Source organism: Betaproteobacteria bacterium, from assembly GCA_016713305.1.
Taxonomy (GTDB): Bacteria; Pseudomonadota; Gammaproteobacteria; order Burkholderiales.
The window spans coordinates 1-16,582 of the sequence record JADJPK010000024.1 but is presented as its reverse complement, the minus strand read 5'-3'; the positions used below and the strand labels follow the sequence as shown (position 1 = coordinate 16,582).

Genomic DNA, 16,582 nt, shown 5'->3' with positions numbered 1-16,582 from the left:
AGGTCGGATGAACCTTCTGGCAAAGCCCGCCACGTCACCCAGGTACTCGGGAGACAGCTTCGGAAGCGAAGCTCCGGTGTCGCCCGCCAGGACGGAAAAGTAGTCGACGAAGGTTGCAGGGTCGCCATCGCCAGCGTCGAGTTGTATCCATCGAGCGCTCCGGGATCGGCGCTCCAGATAGCTGGCTATGAGTGTTGTCTTGCCATATCCCGGTGGGGCCGCCATCCAGAGCGCCGGTCGCTCGAGGGCGATGTCGAGTTGACTGAACAGACGAGGGCGGTCAACCGCATCGGCAATACGGGGAACGCTTGTCTTTCCCAAGCTGCGATTCAAAGGGAGGGTCATGTCGAGCGCTTCGAGTTGTTTCGGCGAGTTTGCCGCGATTTCGGCCGGATGGGCACACGAGGCCCGAATATCTACTGAATCGCTAAATCGAGATGCTTAGCCTTGACCCCATCGCTTCCGTCGGATGGTCGCCAGCCGACACGGTCGGGGCACGTTGCGCGGCGGATTTACGGTACCGATCTTGCCGCTTGCTGCGACGGTCCGTCAGCCTGCGCCAAATGTCGAGACCTAAAATTGAAACTGGGAGGGGCAATTGTCTATTAGAAACATAGCATTGTGGCTGACGCTGATTCTTGGGGCCACCGAGAGCGCGCGAGGCGACAGTGGTGTGGAGCAGGCCGTAGGCTCCGGTCGAACCCGCGCCGACGCTTGCGACTGGGCGATCAGAAGCGCGACCCTCGCGGCGGAGATCCAGGTTCCAGTGCCTTTGAGACTTGCCTTCAGGGCCACCCGGAAGTGGTGCGCACAGTGCGAGCGTGACGGAACCTCGAGTTCGGATTCCTCGAACTGGACATGCCTGGGATACGTTGAGTGGAGCGCCGTGCAATGAGCGCGGGTCCACTGCGTGCAGCGCCCACGGGTGCAGTTCCCGGCATTCACGGTCTTGCCGCCAAGACGAGCATTCTGGCCATCGGAATCGCCGCTGTCGGGGTGGCAACAGTGTGCGGCCCCGTGCGTCCTGCAGAATTCGGCGCGCCCCCCCTTTCGCTCGACGTCCAATTGGAAGGGGGTCGCGCGTCGGCCTCGGTTGCCGGCAGGCTCGACTCGGAACCGATCACCTCTACCGGATCAGTCCGCTATCGAGTGGGGCTCACCCTGCACGGAACCTTCCGGGAATCCTGTCGAAGGGGAACGGTCGTGCTTCGCTACAAGTTCATCCCAAGGGTCATGGATAGCGCGACCGGTCATTCCGCAGATCCGGGGGCGCAGGCGGCAGGGGCGATCGCACTGGCGCTACTCGACACGCGGGGGATGTCCGAGGTGGTCTCATTCAGGACGAACGACAAGGGCGAGGCGGACATCGTCGACAAACTGCTGATCAGCGCTTGCATGTCGCTCGACCCCAGGATCAGGATCGATTGCGCAATTCTGTGGCGCGACGATGCACAACTGCGGTGCGATCGCTGAGATCGTCCGAGAAATCTCCGGCAGGAATGCAAGGTGGCGCCGATAGGTCGGACCTGGTCAGCGTTCCCGAATGACCGACCCCGCTGTCGAGAATGCCCCGCTATCGGCCGGGACGCGGACGAGGTGTTCCGCTCATCGGAAGTCGAACAGACGCAAGGAGTTCCTCAATTGAAATCGCGATATCTCTTTCGCTCCCTCATGGCCACTGCTTTCCTTGTTCCGGTCGCCGGGTGCGTGATCCTCTTGTCCGGCGTGGCACTCTTTGGCGCCGGGCCGGCGCACGCGCTGACTGTCAAGGCCAGCGCCAGCACGTGGATCGTCGAGGAAGATGTCTGGAATTGGACCAACGGCTGCCACATGTACGACGCCGGGGGTACGTCTCATCGCACGCCACTGGCGGTTTCTTCACTGTCAAGGAATTTAAAGGGTACAACGCTAGGTCCCGTGATCGCGAGTGCGATGCCGTCCGAGTTGTACCACTCGCCGACCGGTGAATTCGGCGTGGGCGGCGACTGGTTCAACCCATCGGGCGACTATGTCGTGTTGCCGGGCTCGTTTCCCGGATTGCTCTTGGGTAACTGGTCGAGGGACCCCGCGCCTTTCGAGAAAACCGGCACGCTCAACTCTTCCGGCAACTTCCTCGCTCTGGCGGTGGCCGCGCCCGGGGTCTATCGCGCCGTAGCGAATGCCGCATTGCCGCCGGCCGGCGCGTTCGCGAGCGCGATGTCAATCGATCGTGTCACGGTCATGAGCACCGAACGGGCGGGGCAACTGGGATTCATGGAAGTCCAGCTTCGACTTGACGGGTTCATCGGGAAGTCTGGTGATGCTGAAAGCATCGGCGGAGGTCAGATCGCGCTCTATGCCCTGAATCGGAATTTCGTCGGGCAGATGCTCCCGTCGCCCACAACACAGGCCGGCGCGGCCCGCCTCTATGATCCGTTGGGCAGATACCCCGCTTACCCGGGGGTGACCGGCGGTTGGCAGGGTTGGTATCCCGAGCGCTCAGTACTTAACGAGACTGGCGTGGTGCTGCATTCGACCCGCTTCATGAAAGGGATCGACGACGTGGTCGTGACGCTTGACGTGCCGTTCCGCTTCGACGAGTCCTTCGACCTCCAAGTGATGCTGGCTGTCGCCTGCGATGTCGTTGGATATGATGACCTCGCGTGCCACGCAGATGCCGGCAGCACGGCGTATTGGGACGGGATCCGGTCGGTCCGATTGGCGGACGGCGAGGAGATCCCGGGCTTCTCGGTTCAGTCGGAATCCGGGTTTGACTGGACCCGCAGTGCGATGTCAGTGCCGGAACCGGCGTCGTGGCTGCTCATGGCGATGGGAGTGGCGCTCCTGTCGGCGTGGGAGCGGCTGGGGCGGCCCACAAGAGTGGCATCACGCGACCGTGATGTGCGCAGGGGCTCGGGCCAGCTGCATCCCGCGATCGAATGCGCGGATGGGGTGACGCCATGAGCGCGTCCGACAGCGATATCCTGGCCGTGGACTCCCGTCACGCGTCCCTGAGTGACTTCAATCAAGGCATTGCGAGCGATCTATTCGAGCGGACGCGCCGCTTCCAGGGGTTCCTGAAGGACTGGCGGGGCCGGGAGTTCGATCGCTATCTCCTGCCGGTCCTGTCCTACCACGGCGGGCGAGCCCGTGTCCGCGAGAACGGACAGGGAAGCGTCCGCGAAGTCATCATGTTCTGCTCGGCAGACTACCTGGGGCTGGCGCGGGACGAAGCGGTCCTCGGTGCGGCGGCCCAGGCCCTGAGATCTCACGGGGCCAGCGTGTCTTCGGTTCCGGCTATTGCGGGGACGACCGACCTCCATACTGAATTGGAGCGGCACATCGCGGATTTCGTGGGGGCGGAGGCCTGCGTCCTGTTCCCGACAGGGCACGCGGCCAACATCGGCACCATCGGCGCGCTCTGCGGCATTCGGGATCTGGTGGTGGTGGACAAGCAGATCCACTACAGCTTCATAGAGGGGAATCAAGGCAGCAGGATGCCGCTGGGAGAGCTTCAAGCACTCGGATCCGGACCATCTTGCAGCGGTTCTCGAACGAGTGCAGTCAGGCGAAGCGACCGCGGCGTGCTGGTGGTTGTGGAAGGCGTGTATGGGATCGACGGTGATGTAGCGCCGTTGGCAGAACTTTCCCGGGTCGCCCGCCATTACGGCGCTCGTCTCATGGTGGACGACGCCCATGCCACCGGGATGCTAGGAGCGCAGGGACGCGGGTCTGCGGAGTCGCTAGGGTGCCCGCTGCCCGATCTATTGATGGGATCGCTCAGCAAGGCGCTTGGAAGCATGGGCGGATGGATCGCCACAGATACGGCGACCGCGGACTATCTGCGCCACTTTGCGAAGACGATCGTGTTCTCCGTCGGTCTGCCGGGCGTGCAGGCGGCGGCCGCATCGGCCGCTCTGCAGCGTATCCGTGACGACGGGGCACTGTTGGCGCGACTGCGCGCGAATATCCAGGTGTTCCAGGATGGCCTGGCTGCCGAGGGAATTCCACAGTACAAGAGAGGCGAGTCAGCCATCCATTCGGTCAGAATCGGTTATGAACCGCTGATGCGGGACGTCCTTCGCGACTTGTTTCGAGAAGGCGTATGGGCGGAAGGACTGATCGTGCCGGCGGTACCGAGGGGTGAGGAGCGTGTACGGTTCAGGATCCGGGCCGAGCACGAGCGGCAGGATCTGGAAAGGACCGTCTCAGTTCTCGCGTATGTCCTGCGGCGAAATGGAGTCCAGGCAGACGCTAAGCGACAGTCCGAAGGAGTGTCGTCGCCGCACCGTGCGGAGGGCCGCCCGTTTGCGGAGATCGTCGATGTGGCGCTCGCATGCGCGGAGGAGGCGAGATCCGCGCCGACGTGGACCAGCGCGAACGCTTACCGCAGGATCGTGGCCGGAGAGGGGCCTTGGGAATCGGTGTGCGCCGAGCGCGAGGCTTTCACGGCGGCTGTCGATTCGGCCTCGCGCGCAGCCGCAATGCCTACGTCCCGGGCGACAGCGTGCATCTGGGGAGCGAACGCCTGGGGTTCCCGGTGACGTGGCAGTGACTGGGAATGCGGCAGAACTGCTCGACCATGTCGTCGGTCAGGCGGTGGCATGGCTCGATGAACGGGTCGATAGGATCCTCGCGCCAGCCCAGCCACCACTGCAGTTGCGGGGGGGTGGTATACGCTTTGACGGCGAGACGGGCGGCAAGCCCTTCCTCGAACCGACCGTGGTGCCCCTAGTCGCCGCCTCCTTGGAAAGGCATGGCTTTCGGCGCTCTCTCACGCATACCTACTCCCGGCATCCTGTCGTCAACGGGCGACCCGCGCGGCGGTGAACCGGCGGGCAGACTGCGTTTCGAATGTCTCGACCGTGCCGACCTCCGGACGGCGATGGCGCAACTCCATCCAGTGTTTTGCAATACGATCGCGCGCCTTCCTTCGTGCTCCGCACTGTCACTCGATGCCTTCGTCGGCCTCGCTGAGGAACTCCGGGAGCTGATTCTTTCGGACCTATGGGTGGTGGCGAGGCGCGAAGGGAAGGTCGTCGGCTTCTGCGGTGGATTCCCCAACCTGACGGAGTCCTTTCGAGCAGCCAGCGGCATGGCTGGGACCGCAGACCTCGAGGAGATGCGTGGGGCGATCGATCTCGTCAGGGAAGGCTTCCTGGCCTGGCTCGCCGTGGATCCGGACGAAGACACTTCCAGCATTGCGCCGCTGCTGGCGCGCGCTGTCCTCGACAGCATGTCCAGGCGCGGGATGACGCGCGTTTGGATCTCTTGGGAGGTGTCTGCAGGATCCTGCGACGAGGAGTGGCTCAGGCAATTCGTCGGGCCGGAGGAGCGGCGCGTCGAGTATCACATCTTCAGCCGGACGCGGGATCGACGCTGACTGACATGGGGCAGAATCTCGCGGCCCATTCCATCCCTGCACTATTGGCAGATCGCGGGCACGCGGGCCGTGCCATTGTCTACAACTCCGCTGCGTCCCACGATGAGATAAGGTTTGAAAGGCTGCTTAGGTGCGCGGCCACCTTGTCGAGGGACTTGTCGCGAGCCGGAGTCGACGAGGGCCGACCGATCGCATCCGTGCTTCCGACATCGTTCGACGCACTGGTGATCATCCTTGCAGCGTGGATGCATCGTTCGCCGGTATGCCTCCTCCCGTGGCAGATGCGAGGCCATGTACGCCACGCGGCCTTGTTGCGCGATACGCTGGGCTGTGTCGCACCGGGCGTGACGTTCGTGCCGAAAGGCCAGCGACACCCTGGAGAGGGTAGGTGCGCCGCGACGCCGCTTTGTCACGCCATTGAGCCCGGGCAATTGCTCAGCGATGACGGCAGTCCGATCCGGTGGAACTCAGTGCCGGACGATCTCGCGATCCTCCAACTGTCCTCCGGCACAACGGGCAGACCGCGGCTGATCCCCATTACTCATGCGCATCTCGTGGCGAATGCGACGGCGATTGCGGAGCGTGCGGGTACCGGTCCGGACACACCGATCGTATCCTGGATGCCCCTGCACCACGACATGGGGCTCGGCGTGTTCACCCAGGCGTTGTTCGGGGGTGGCGACTTGATCATGCTGCCGACCGAGGTGTTCTCCGCGACGCCGTGGTCGTGGCTCACCGCGATACAGACCCACCGCGGTGCGCCGTCTACCGCGACTCCGTCTTCACTGAGGCTTCTTGGTCTGCTCGCGTCCCGCGGAGCGCGCCCGCGGGTTGATCTCTCGAGCCTCGGCTACGTGTGGGTGGGGGCCGAGCCCGTGTTTCCGCATGCCCTGATCCGGTTCGAGGAAGGCCTTCGAGCCGATCGGCTCGGCGAGTGGGTCCTTCAGCCTGCCTATGGGCTCGCGGAAGCGTCGTCGCGGCGTCGACTCGCCGGCGCGGGACGCCACGCTTGGAACTGGGGTTCGATTCGGAACAGTTGCTGGCCGGACGAGTCGTGTCACGTGACGGGACCGGGGCTCGCCGGATGCTCGGGAACGGTGCTCCGTTGGATTGCGTGCACGTGACTGTGCGGAACGAGCAAGGACATCCCGTGGAGGCGGCCGAGGTCGGAGAGATCTGCATTAGTGGAATCGCGGTTCCGCGAACGAGTCCGCAGGTGCACGGTTTCGACGAGTGGCGAAGTGCGCACCGGGGATCTGGGCTTTCTGAGGGCAGGGGAGGTGTTCGTCGTCGGGCGAAGCAAGGACGTAATCATCCGCGGAGGCATCAATTTCCATGCGCACGAGATCGAACGGGCGGTGGAGGAGTTGACGCGAGCAGGACCCGGATCCGTCATCGCCTTTTCCTGGATCGACGAGAGCGTTCAGAGGAACGGGCCGTCTTGATGATGGACGATCGCATCATGCAGTCCACGAGCGACCGGGAAGGCATTCTGTCCAGGCACGTGGTGAAGGAAATCGGCTTGGCAGTCGACGATGTCGTCTTCGTTCCCAGACGAACGCTCCCGAGAACGACGAGCGGTAAGCTTCAGCGATCGGTGGCGCGAGATTTACCTTGACCTGCGACGAAGGACGTGAGTGATGACAGTGGACGAAGAGGGGTTCATCGGGGCCGTGCGGACTGCCGTTTCACGGCTTGTGGCTGATGGAGACCTCCCGACGAGGACCGGAACTTGTGATCGGACCGGGGACGCGTGTCGGAGTTTGGGGCGGACTCCTGACACGGCGTCCATCGTGGCGGCATTGCTCGACGAGGTGGATCTGTTGATCCCGGAGGAGGCATTCATGGACGACTGGTCGCTCAGTGAGATCATTGCGTATTGGAGTGGCGGAGGTGGCACCGCGTGAGGCCCTCGGTGACACCGGGAGTCGTTGCCCCTCGGAGGATCGGGGGCGATACCGGTAGTGGCGTCAACGGTACCCAGCCAGCGAGCAAGCAACTTCGCGCTTACGCGCACCCGTCCACAGGGCGAGCGCTGGCGACGACGGGCCTGGACATCGCGCTGTACCTTGTGGGCGCGGGCGCCGCACTGGGAGACCATCCCGGCGTCGGATTGCTCGGAAGCGCCATCATGACGGTCGCGATGGTGCGGCTGTTCATCCTCGGACACGACGCCTGCCACCAGAGCCTTACAGCGTTTCGCCGGCTCAACGGGATCATCGGGCGGGTCGCATTTCTTCCCACGCTCACGCCCTTTGCCACGTGGGAGTTCGGACACAACGTGATGCATCACGGCTTCACCAATCTCCGCGGACGCGACCGGGTCTGGGTGCCCATGGACGTGAGGGACTACAGATCAGCGGTTTCGCTGCGCCGATTGCAGGAACGAACGTACCGGACGCTTCCAGGTGTCGGGGTCTACTATCTGGTGGAATTGTGGTGGAAGCAGCTCTGGCTCGGAACTCTCCTGTCATGGAGGGGATGTCAGTCCAAGCGGGTCTGGTGGGACATGATGCTCACCATCGCGTGGCTGGGGCTCTGGCTCGGCGCGGTTGCATCCGCGGGTTCACGCGGTGGCCACCCTCACAATGACTTTCTTGCTGGCCTTCGTTCTCACCGTTCCTCGCTTGGAACTGGACGATGGGGTTCGTGATCTTCGTGCACCACACCCATCCTGACATCAAGTGGTTCGGATGATCCCGCCGAGTGGGTGAGAGCGCGACCGTGGGGCGGGCTCACTGCACATGTCAGAACCGGAGCCGCTCTGGACGCCTCTCTCCACGGGATTTTGGATCATCCCGTCCACCACCTTCGCACGGACATTCCCTACTATCGGCTGAGGGCTGCGCAGGCCCACCTGGATACGCTGCTGCCATCGTGGAGCGTCGACGCGACGCTGCGGGGCGTGCGCGACACCCTGCAAATCTGCCAGCTCTACGACTACGCCCATCATGAATGGGTGCCGTTTAGAACAGGATAAGTCGGGAGGGAATACAAGGCGCCGGCCGCCCGGCTGTCAGTCCGTGACTGGCACACAGCGGACCAACCGTGAGGGAGCGCTCCGGCACGCCAGGCCGGATAGGGCATGCGACCGACCTTGTCGCTGAAGGTGCGCTGGTTGTCGGTTGTCAGAGACTCCACCCGACGTTGACGTGATCGTCATGCTTGACCGAGAAGACCAGATGGGTCTGGCGCCTCTTGGGTCGGAATCCCAGGCCGAGCGGATTTGACTCGTGGGCGCATCTCGCGGACGGCGACGCGAGATCGCGAACGACGGGGGGGGGGTAGATCTGTGCCAACGCGTCAATGAATCCGAGCGCATCCTGCGAGGCACCTTCGTGAAGCTGGTACGCGAGGGTGTCATCGAGGTCCGGACAGGCTCGTTCGCGCGGGGCGGCAGACGTGATCCTCACGACTTCGGCGATGCCGGCCGGTGCGACTTAGTGCTCTTCTGCGCACGTTCATGCAATGCCTCAAAGTAGGTTTCGTCAATCGATGAAGTCGGCACCGACCTCGCGCCTTCCAGCAACAGACCGTGCGAGTGCTGACGTCCCTGGTCCTGGCAGATGAGTTCGTGGATGTACTTGCTGCTGGTACCGAAACGGCGATTGTCGACCTGCATGTCCACGAAGGTCCTGAGGCTGTCGGGGAGCGAAATGTTGGTGATGGCCGTCGATTGTGTTGCCATGACGAGGTCGAAGCGGAAGGGAATCGACGAACCCGTGTGAGGGCGTTCGGGGGAGCCGCACGAGCGGCATAGTGTGGGGGCGTCTGCCCGCCCGGCCCTGAGGGCCTCGACACTGCGGTCCCGACGGCGAGCCATGGGTGGCGTGGCTGTTCCGTGGGAATGCGGGGCGCACGGGAGGTGTACATCACCGCCTGGCTGGCTGCCCCCTATTCCCGAGGGATGAGCCGACGCTGGACAGTCGGACCGAGTGATAGCGATAAAGATATCGTCAGCGTAAGGCGATATATAATACCGATCACCATGGCCCGCGTACCCTCCGATCTTTCCGATTCGATCCGCCTTGCCCGCGAGGCGATAGGTGTCAGCCAGCGCGCCCTCGGCGAGCAGGCCGGCATCCCGCAGGCCAGCATCTCCAAGTTCGAGTCCGGGATGGTGGACCCGCGACTGTCCACGCTGGTCGCCCTGGCCCGGACCTCGGCCTGGAGGTCATGCTCGTTCCGCGCAGTGCCGCCTGCCGTCCAGTCGCTCGCACGGACCCGCGAAGGCCGGACGCGGTCCGCCGCGTCGTCCGCTCGCGTCCGGACCCAGGTGGAGGTCTTGCGCCAGGACCTTGCAGGGATGTCGGCATCGGGACCGGGTGCCGAAGACGTCGCACGACTCGCCCAGGCGCTGTGGGCATTGGGGCAATTGGCGGTGTCGGACGCCGAATTGCGCACGGCTGTCGCGGCTCACCGGGCAGCGACAGCGTTGCACCGTTCGCGCAAGGCAGACAAGACTGCGCGGCTGTCCGCCCTCCGCGTTTCCGTGGATGCCATCGTCGCGCTCCGCGACGAAAAGCTCGGCGCCGCAGGAGGAGGGACTCGAGAGGAGGGCGTTCGTCCTGCCTACAACCTCGACGACGAAGACGGCGATGGCTGAAGTCACGGTCCTCGATGTCCGGTTGCATGGCGAGCCGGTGGGTACGCTCACTCGCGTGCCCGGAGATCGAATCCTGTTCGCGTTCAACGAGCGCTACCTCAGCGATCCCGATCGGCCCGTCCTGGGTCTCGGCTTCAAGGATGCGCTCGGGAGGCTGATCACCGATTTCGCACCGACACAGACCCGGGCCTTGCCGTTCTTCTCCAATCTCCTGCCCGAAGGACGCTTGCGCTCTTACCTGGCCGATCGCGCGGGCGTGAACCCGGTGCGTGAGTTCCAACTGCTGCGGGTGCTGGGCGAGGATCTGCCCGGGGCCCTTACGCTCACAGCTTCCGATGGGGCGCCATGGCTGCGGGACGCACAGGATGCCGGTTCGGCGGGAACGCCGGGGAGCGGCCACGCAGTGCTGCGGTTCTCCCTGGCCGGCGTGCAACTCAAGTTCTCGGCCATGGGCGATGCCCGCGGCGGCCTGACGATTCCTGCCAGGGGCGTGGGCGGCGACTGGATCGTGAAGCTTCCCTCACTCCAGTTTCCCGGTGTCCCGGAGAACGAGTTCTCGATGATGACGCTGGCCCGCGCCGTCGGTATCAGCGTCCCGGTCGTGAAACTGTGTCAGCGGTAATCCAATAATCCCCAGGTGCGGTAATCGAATTTTCCCCACTCATCGACGCCCAGGAGGCAGTGATGGAAGTGGAAGATCGCAAGGATGAGTGGTTGGGGCATCGGGACAGGCCGATGCTGGGACGGTGAGCGCTTACCGTGTCCGGGACGAATCCGGACAGGGAGAGCGCGGTGGTCGAGCGGAGCAGTGGAAGCGATCCGTCATCGGCACGCCGAGGGCGGCAGTGTCTCGGGCATTGCCCGGGAGTTCGGGCTGGATCAAGACGGTGCGTGGTGTCTGCGCGAGCAGCAGTGGCGCCCGTATCGGCGTAGGCCGCGGGCTCGACGCTGCTGGTGCGCACCGAGGCTGGCTGATCGAACGTGCGCCGGCGGTGCGCTATTCCGCCCGGATCCTGTGGCAGGAGCTGCGCCGTGAGCGGGACTTTGCGGGCAGCTACGAGACCGTCAAGCTGGCGGTGCGGCCGCTGCGGGCGGCGGCCAATCTGGCCGGTCTGACGCAGCGCCGCTTCGAGACCGGCCCGGGCGAGCAGGCACAGTGCGACTGGGGCAGGTCTGGGTGCCGCTGGGCGGCACGCGCGTACGCGCACATCTTCGTGATGACCCTGGGCTACAGCCGCGCGGCTTCGCGGTGGGCTTCACCGCGAGCGCATGGCCGATCTGCTGGCGGCCCACGAGCGCGCGTTCGCCCACTTCGGGGGCCGCTGCGAGTGCTTGCTCTACGACCGCATGCGTACCGTGGTAGCTGGGGGCGTGACCGACAGCGAAGGCCGGCGAGGGTGCAACCCGACCTTCGCCGCCTTCGCGGCGCACTGGGGTTTCACGCCGCGGCTGTGCCAGCCGTACCGAGCCCAGACCAAGGGCAAGGTCGAGTCCGGGGTGAAGTACGTCAAGCGCAACTTCGTGCCCGGCCGGGTGTTCCGTGACCTGGACGACTTCAACCGGCAACTGGCCGCCTGGCAGGCCGATGTGGCCGACCTGCGCGAGCACGGCACCACGCACGAGCGCCCGATCGACCGCTTCGCCGACGAGGCCCGCGCCTTGGCGCCCACCGCAGGCCACGCCAGCTTCCTGCAGGCGATGGTGCGCGATCGCGTGGTGGCCGACGACTGGCTCGTGTCGATCGACGCCAACCGCTACTCGGTGCCGTTCCGGCTGATCGGCAAGACGGTGCAGGTGGTGCGCGAAGGCGGCTCGTGGGTGGGCCGGCGTCGTGGTGGCCGAGCATGCGGTGCTGGGCGGCCGCGGCCAGTTGAGCGTGCGACCCGAACACGGCCCCGGCGCGGCTGCGCGCAATGCCCGCCAGCGCTACGGCGCCGCACCCGGCCCGAGGCAGCGGCCGATGCCGGCGAACGACGTCGAGGTGCGTGACCTGGCCGTCTACGAACGGCTCTTCGGCGCCGGCGCTTGCGGAGGCGGCGTGAGGCCAGGAGCGCGACCAAGGAGCGGCCGTCGGCGCCCAGGGGCCATGACCCTCCCCGGCGCAACTGGAGCGCCTGGGCGGCCATCTGCGCAAGCTGCGGCTGCTCAAGAGCGGCGAGCGGCTTGAGGCGTTGCTGCAGCACGCGGCGGCCAACGGTCTTCCCTACGCCGAGTTCCTCGAGCAGGTGCTCGGCGAGGAGGTGGCCGCCAAGACGAGCAAGAACATCGCCATGCGCACGGCGATGGCGCGCTTCCCGTTCGTCAAGCCGCTGGAGACCTTCGACTTCGACTACCAGCCCTCGATCGACCGCAAGCAGGTGCAGCAACTGGCCAGCTGCCACTTCATCGAGCACGGCGACAACGTCATCGTGCTCGGGCCGCCGGGCGTGGGCAAGACGCACCTGGCGGTCAGCCTGGGCCTGAAGGCCATCGAGGCGGGCTACCGGGTGCTGTTCACGATGGCAGCCACCCTGATCGAGAAGCTGACCAAGGCGCACACCGAGGGGCGCCTGGAGGAGAAGCTGAAGCTGTACACCGCGCCGCGGCTGCTGATCGTCGACGAGATCGGCTACCTGCCGATCGACCGGCTGGGCGCGAACCTGTTCTTCCAGCTCATCAGCCGGCGCTACGAGCGCGGCCCGATGATCCTGACCAGCAACCAGAGCTTCGGCGCCTGGGGCGAGGTCTTCGGCGACCGCGTCATCGCCACCGCGATCCTCGACCGGCTGCTGCACCACGCCGTGACGATGAACATCCGCGGCAACTCCTACCGGCTGAAGGAAAAGCTCAAGGCCGGACTGGTCCGCTCACACGACGACGCATCTCAACCGGGTGGGGAAATTTGAATTACCAAACTGGGGAAACTTGGGTTGCCGTTGACAGCGTCGGGCGGTCTCACCATTGTTCCGAGTAGAGCGGGGCGTTTGCCCAGTGCCGCGAAGGCACTGCACTGAACCGGAGCTGCACCGGTGAATGTCTGTGTGAAGCGGGAAGATCACGCTCCTATCGTGCGGCTTGCTTGGTGATGGGGCGTCGCATGCGCGAGAGATCGTAGTGAGGCACGCAATCGCATCGTGAACGTGGCTGCCTTGTTTCGGCCTTCGTTGTGCCACCTCTCGATCAGGCAATTGACTTGTGTCAACGGAGTCCGAGGCCCTTCGCAACAAACTCCTCCAACGACATTTGACCTCCTGGGGAATCGTTGTGGACTCCGGAAGGAAACTCACCATGCCGCCGGCAACCGAGGCGAGACACCCTTCCGACGTACCCCAGCTTCCGCGGTTCTCGCCAAGGCGGTGACCAAGACTTCGCGTCGCGACTTCCCGGCGCGGCAGCGGGCATGCTGGGTTTATCGTCACTCATGAGCTGGGCGCCCTGATGGCGCCCGAGGGGGATGCCAAGGCGGCCGTGGAATGGGCGGAGCATTTCCAGAAGAACTATCGTCTGATGACGGACGAGGAGAAAAGCGAGGCGCGCCTGCGCCTGAGTAGCGCTACCTGAGGAATACAGCAAGGTGGCGGTGGACATCACGGACCGCAGCCGGCATGTTAATGGGCCGCACTGAACGTCCGCAGTGGCCTCGGCTGCCGGCGGTGCGTGAAAGCCTGTGTCGCGGAGAACAAATCCAGTCGCGCGGCGAACGTCCCGGCGAACGGATCGAGTGGATCCAGGTGCTGCGCATGGAGAGGGGCGAGTTCTCCCAGGAGAGAAGATGGACCAGGGCTATCCGGAGGGCCTGGGCATCCAGGTGGGCGGCAACGCCTACAGCCCCGCGGGCCAGGTGTTCGAAGGCCAGTACCACTACAAGCCGGAGGCGGTGCCGGAGAAGGACGCCACGTACATGCCCATCGCCTGCATGCAGTGCGAGAAGCCCCGTGCGTGAAGGCGTGTCCGGTGCGAACCACCCATCGGGAAGGCGATGGCCCGGTCGTCATCGATTCAGCAACTGGTGCATCGGCTGCAAGATGTGGCATGAACGCCTGTCCTTACTGGGCGCGCTGATTCAATCTCACCACCCCTGTTCTGCCCAAGGACGCGATGTATCCGGTCACGCACTACCTGGGCAAACCGCCCCCGGATGCGCGGGTGGTGGAGAGCCCCACTGGTGTCTGCGGTAGCGAACGCGGCACAACCGCTATCCGGCTTGCGTGGAGGTGTGCCCGGTCGGGCGCGCAGTTCGGAAAACTTGTTGGATCCGGAGAGCGAAGCCAGCAAGGTGTTCGCACGCAAGAACGTGTGTCCCGTCTCAAGGCGGAACTGAACACGTATCCCAAGTTTTTCTTACTTCTACGACTAGGAGGCGGACCGTGCTGACCCGTTTGCTTCCGACTACGTGCGCCATGCCTCGAGCGTGGCCCGAAGTTCTATGCCCGACTGGGCGTTCTGCCCCGCTCATCGTCGGCATGTTGTACGTCTACTATCTCCAGAACACGGAGGGCCTGATCGCCACGAGGATGACCAGCCAGATCCACGACGGCCTGTACCTGGCGAACCTGGTGTTCCTGGTGGGGGTGGCGGTTGGGCCGTGACCATCGGTCTTCCCGGCCTACGTGTATCACCACGAGGGCATGCACAAGGTCACCGTCCTGGGGGAGATGCTCGCGATCTCCGCGGTGATCATGGTCATGATGTTCGTGTGTTCGCCCACATGGGCCGGCCGGATCGTCCCTGGCACATGATCCCCTCGGGGTATCTACAGCTTCTCATCGATACTGGGATGGGACGTGGCGGTGCTCAACGGGTACTTTGGTTCCTGAACGCCGTCGTGGGCTTTGGTACCTGTACTCCGGGGCGTTCTCCGGCAAGCCGGGTGAACAAGTCGATCTTCATGGCCCTGGTCTACGTTTCATCGTCTGGGCGCTGTCGATCCACACGGTCACGGCTTTCCTTGTCGCCGTGAATCCGGCGCGCCCCATGTGGTTCCGGCTGCCAGCGTCATGCCGATCCGGTTCATCGCCACGGCTTTCGCCGCAGGCCCGGCACTGATCATCATCGCGTTCCTGATCATCCGGAAGAACACGAAGCTGTGGATCGAGGACAGCGCGATCAGGCTGCTCGCCACCATCGTCACCTTCTGCCTGGGCATTGCAATCTTCCTCACGCTCGGAGGTGTGGTGGAGCTGTACGCGCGTACGAGCACGCCAACGGTCTGTACTACCTCATGTTCGGTCTCCATGGCCTGACACGGCTCGTGCCCTGGTTCTGGACTGCTGTGGTGCTGATGGTCGCGTCCTTCGTGATGTTCCTGATGCCCTGTTCCGCAACGACGTGAAGAGGCTTCCCATTCCCCTGCGCGATGGCGTTCGCCGGCATCTGGATCGAGAAGGGGATGGGCCTGATCGTTCCCGGCTTCATTCCTTCGCCCATCGGTGAGGTGACGGAGTATCACCCCACGTTCGTCGAGTGGCTCATGACCGCCGGCATCTGGGCCTTTCGGCTTTTCATTCTGACCATCCCCTGCTGTTCATCGGGGTGCTGCTGGAGACACTGCTCGGTGGTGGCCCATCCGCCACGGTGCAATGAGGTGCCGATCATGAAACGCATAGCCGTTTCCGCCGCAGTGCTGACGTTGCTGGGAGCCCTGCTCATTTCCGTTGTCGCTCAGGACAAGCCGGCGGGCGAGGCATCCGCGCCGGCCGCTGCCGATGCGCCAGCAAACCCCGGCCGAGGTTGTCTGCTTCGAGAGCCGAAAGGGTGCCAGCGAGGTCAGCAAAGGAGATCCGACCCGGCTAACCCAACGCGGAAAATGCTTCTCCGGACCACCGGCGCCGCGCTTTGGTATGGCGACCCGTTCGATGGCACGGTACCCATGCGGCAAGATGCCCGGGTTGGTAAGGTGGTCGGGGGTCAGGGCCGTGGTGAAGCCGCGCTCCGAGAAACTCATGCACCATTCGCAGTGCGGCACGGCCTGTCACAACGGCGTGATGCCCAAGGGTTTTCCCAAGGACAACCGTCCGGTGCCCATTCCGACCATGGAAGCCATGGTGCCGGACGTGAAGAACCTTCAGCACGGGCGCGGCCGGATCTGGAAAGTTCGGAATTGTCACCACAAGACCCAGCGCAACAAGCTGGTGGATCATTTCGGCGAACCGATCAAGCATCGACCAGCCTCAGCTGCTCTGGCGGCAGCTGCCACGGCGACAAAGCTGCGCGACTGGCGCGATGGCATCTACGGCAAGCGGATCGGCGAGTTCACGAGCGAAGGCAAGAAGCGTTGGTTCGTGTGCACGGAGTGTCACAACTCCTCACAACGTGCAGGATGGCGAACGCAATCGCGGCTTCATTCAGCTCTAGCCGGAAACGCCGCCACAGTTGCCTCGTGGCATGACCGATGCCGAGTTCGAGAAGTTGCACCCGATCGATCACGGATGGCGGACGAACTCGAAGCCCCAAGCCCGGGCAGTGGAGAGACTGTTTGGGTTCCTCCCCGCGTTGACGCGGGGAGTGAACAGACTCGCCGCGCGTCGGCAAGACGCCGGTGCGTCGGACTGCCCTGGCGATCCTGACCGACGGCCAGGCCACAACACGATGGAGATCAGCGGCAAATTGAACCGGACAGCGGAACGCTACCTCGA

At 64.4% G+C, this 16,582-nt stretch carries 15 protein-coding genes and 1 pseudogene; 14 read left to right on the top strand and 2 right to left on the bottom strand.

Annotated elements, in window-relative coordinates; translation table 11 throughout:
* The first annotated feature begins 1,203 nt into the window (after positions 1-1,203).
* The 6 genes from IPK20_21640 to IPK20_21615 all read left to right on the top strand — a co-directional run bounded on the left by IPK20_21640 (position 1,204) and on the right by IPK20_21615 (position 8,015).
* Positions 1,204-1,473: a hypothetical protein gene (locus tag IPK20_21640; protein MBK8019032.1), complete on the top strand. Its 270-nt coding sequence runs from the start codon at positions 1,204-1,206 to the stop codon at positions 1,471-1,473.
* A 168-nt stretch (positions 1,474-1,641) separates the two neighbouring features.
* Positions 1,642-2,943 carry a hypothetical protein gene (locus tag IPK20_21635; protein MBK8019031.1) on the top strand — a complete coding sequence of 434 codons (1,302 nt, stop codon included), beginning with the start codon at positions 1,642-1,644 and terminating at the stop codon, positions 2,941-2,943.
* Positions 2,940-4,523, top strand: coding sequence for a pyridoxal phosphate-dependent aminotransferase family protein (locus tag IPK20_21630; GenBank protein ID MBK8019030.1), 1,584 nt, complete (start codon positions 2,940-2,942; stop codon positions 4,521-4,523). The genes IPK20_21635 and IPK20_21630 overlap by 4 nt, the downstream gene beginning before the upstream one ends.
* Before the next feature lie 551 nt (positions 4,524-5,074).
* On the top strand, positions 5,075-5,362 hold the full coding sequence (locus tag IPK20_21625; GenBank protein MBK8019029.1) for a hypothetical protein: 288 nt from the start codon (positions 5,075-5,077) through the stop codon (positions 5,360-5,362).
* 5 nt (positions 5,363-5,367) lie between these two features.
* Positions 5,368-6,486, top strand: coding sequence for an AMP-binding protein (locus IPK20_21620; protein ID MBK8019028.1), 1,119 nt, complete (start codon positions 5,368-5,370; stop codon positions 6,484-6,486).
* A gap of 791 nt (positions 6,487-7,277) precedes the next feature.
* Positions 7,278-8,015 (top strand): fatty acid desaturase, encoded by a 738-nt coding sequence (locus IPK20_21615; GenBank protein ID MBK8019027.1) that lies wholly within the window; start codon positions 7,278-7,280, stop codon positions 8,013-8,015.
* A 756-nt stretch (positions 8,016-8,771) separates the two neighbouring features.
* Here IPK20_21615 and IPK20_21610 read toward each other — a convergent pair.
* Positions 8,772-9,050 (bottom strand): type II toxin-antitoxin system ParD family antitoxin, encoded by a 279-nt coding sequence (locus tag IPK20_21610; protein MBK8019026.1) that lies wholly within the window; start codon positions 9,048-9,050, stop codon positions 8,772-8,774.
* 300 nt (positions 9,051-9,350) lie between these two features.
* On the opposite strand from IPK20_21610, the gene IPK20_21605 reads away from it, so the two are divergent.
* The 7 genes and pseudogenes from IPK20_21605 (at position 9,351) to IPK20_21575 (ending at position 15,190) form a co-directional block, all read left to right on the top strand.
* Positions 9,351-9,968, top strand: a complete 618-nt coding sequence (locus IPK20_21605) for a helix-turn-helix transcriptional regulator (protein ID MBK8019025.1) — start codon at positions 9,351-9,353, stop codon at positions 9,966-9,968.
* On the top strand, positions 9,961-10,590 hold the full coding sequence (locus tag IPK20_21600) for a HipA N-terminal domain-containing protein (GenBank protein MBK8019024.1): 630 nt from the start codon (positions 9,961-9,963) through the stop codon (positions 10,588-10,590). Before IPK20_21605 ends, IPK20_21600 begins: the two co-directional genes overlap by 8 nt.
* A gap of 647 nt (positions 10,591-11,237) precedes the next feature.
* Positions 11,238-12,135, top strand: a pseudogene (locus IPK20_21595) (transposase).
* Positions 12,074-12,853 carry an ATP-binding protein gene (locus IPK20_21590; GenBank protein ID MBK8019023.1) on the top strand — a complete coding sequence of 260 codons (780 nt, stop codon included), beginning with the start codon at positions 12,074-12,076 and terminating at the stop codon, positions 12,851-12,853. Before IPK20_21595 ends, IPK20_21590 begins: the two are co-directional and overlap by 62 nt.
* Positions 12,854-13,719: 866 nt before the next feature.
* Positions 13,720-13,890 (top strand): hypothetical protein, encoded by a 171-nt coding sequence (locus IPK20_21585; protein ID MBK8019022.1) that lies wholly within the window; start codon positions 13,720-13,722, stop codon positions 13,888-13,890.
* Positions 13,891-14,314: 424 nt separating this feature from the next.
* Positions 14,315-14,536 carry a hypothetical protein gene (locus IPK20_21580; protein ID MBK8019021.1) on the top strand — a complete coding sequence of 74 codons (222 nt, stop codon included), beginning with the start codon at positions 14,315-14,317 and terminating at the stop codon, positions 14,534-14,536.
* Between the two features lie 408 nt (positions 14,537-14,944).
* Complete coding sequence (locus IPK20_21575; GenBank protein MBK8019020.1) at positions 14,945-15,190, top strand: hypothetical protein; 246 nt, start codon at positions 14,945-14,947, stop codon at positions 15,188-15,190.
* A 202-nt stretch (positions 15,191-15,392) separates the two neighbouring features.
* Here the strand turns inward: IPK20_21575 and IPK20_21570 are convergent, their stop codons facing one another.
* Entirely contained in the window at positions 15,393-15,596 is a 204-nt protein-coding gene (locus IPK20_21570; GenBank protein MBK8019019.1) for a hypothetical protein, read from the bottom strand.
* Positions 15,597-15,652: 56 nt separating this feature from the next.
* Here IPK20_21570 and IPK20_21565 point away from each other — a divergent pair, with 56 nt between their 5' ends.
* Positions 15,653-16,513: a hypothetical protein gene (locus tag IPK20_21565; protein MBK8019018.1), complete on the top strand. Its 861-nt coding sequence runs from the start codon at positions 15,653-15,655 to the stop codon at positions 16,511-16,513.
* Positions 16,514-16,582 lie beyond the last annotated feature (69 nt).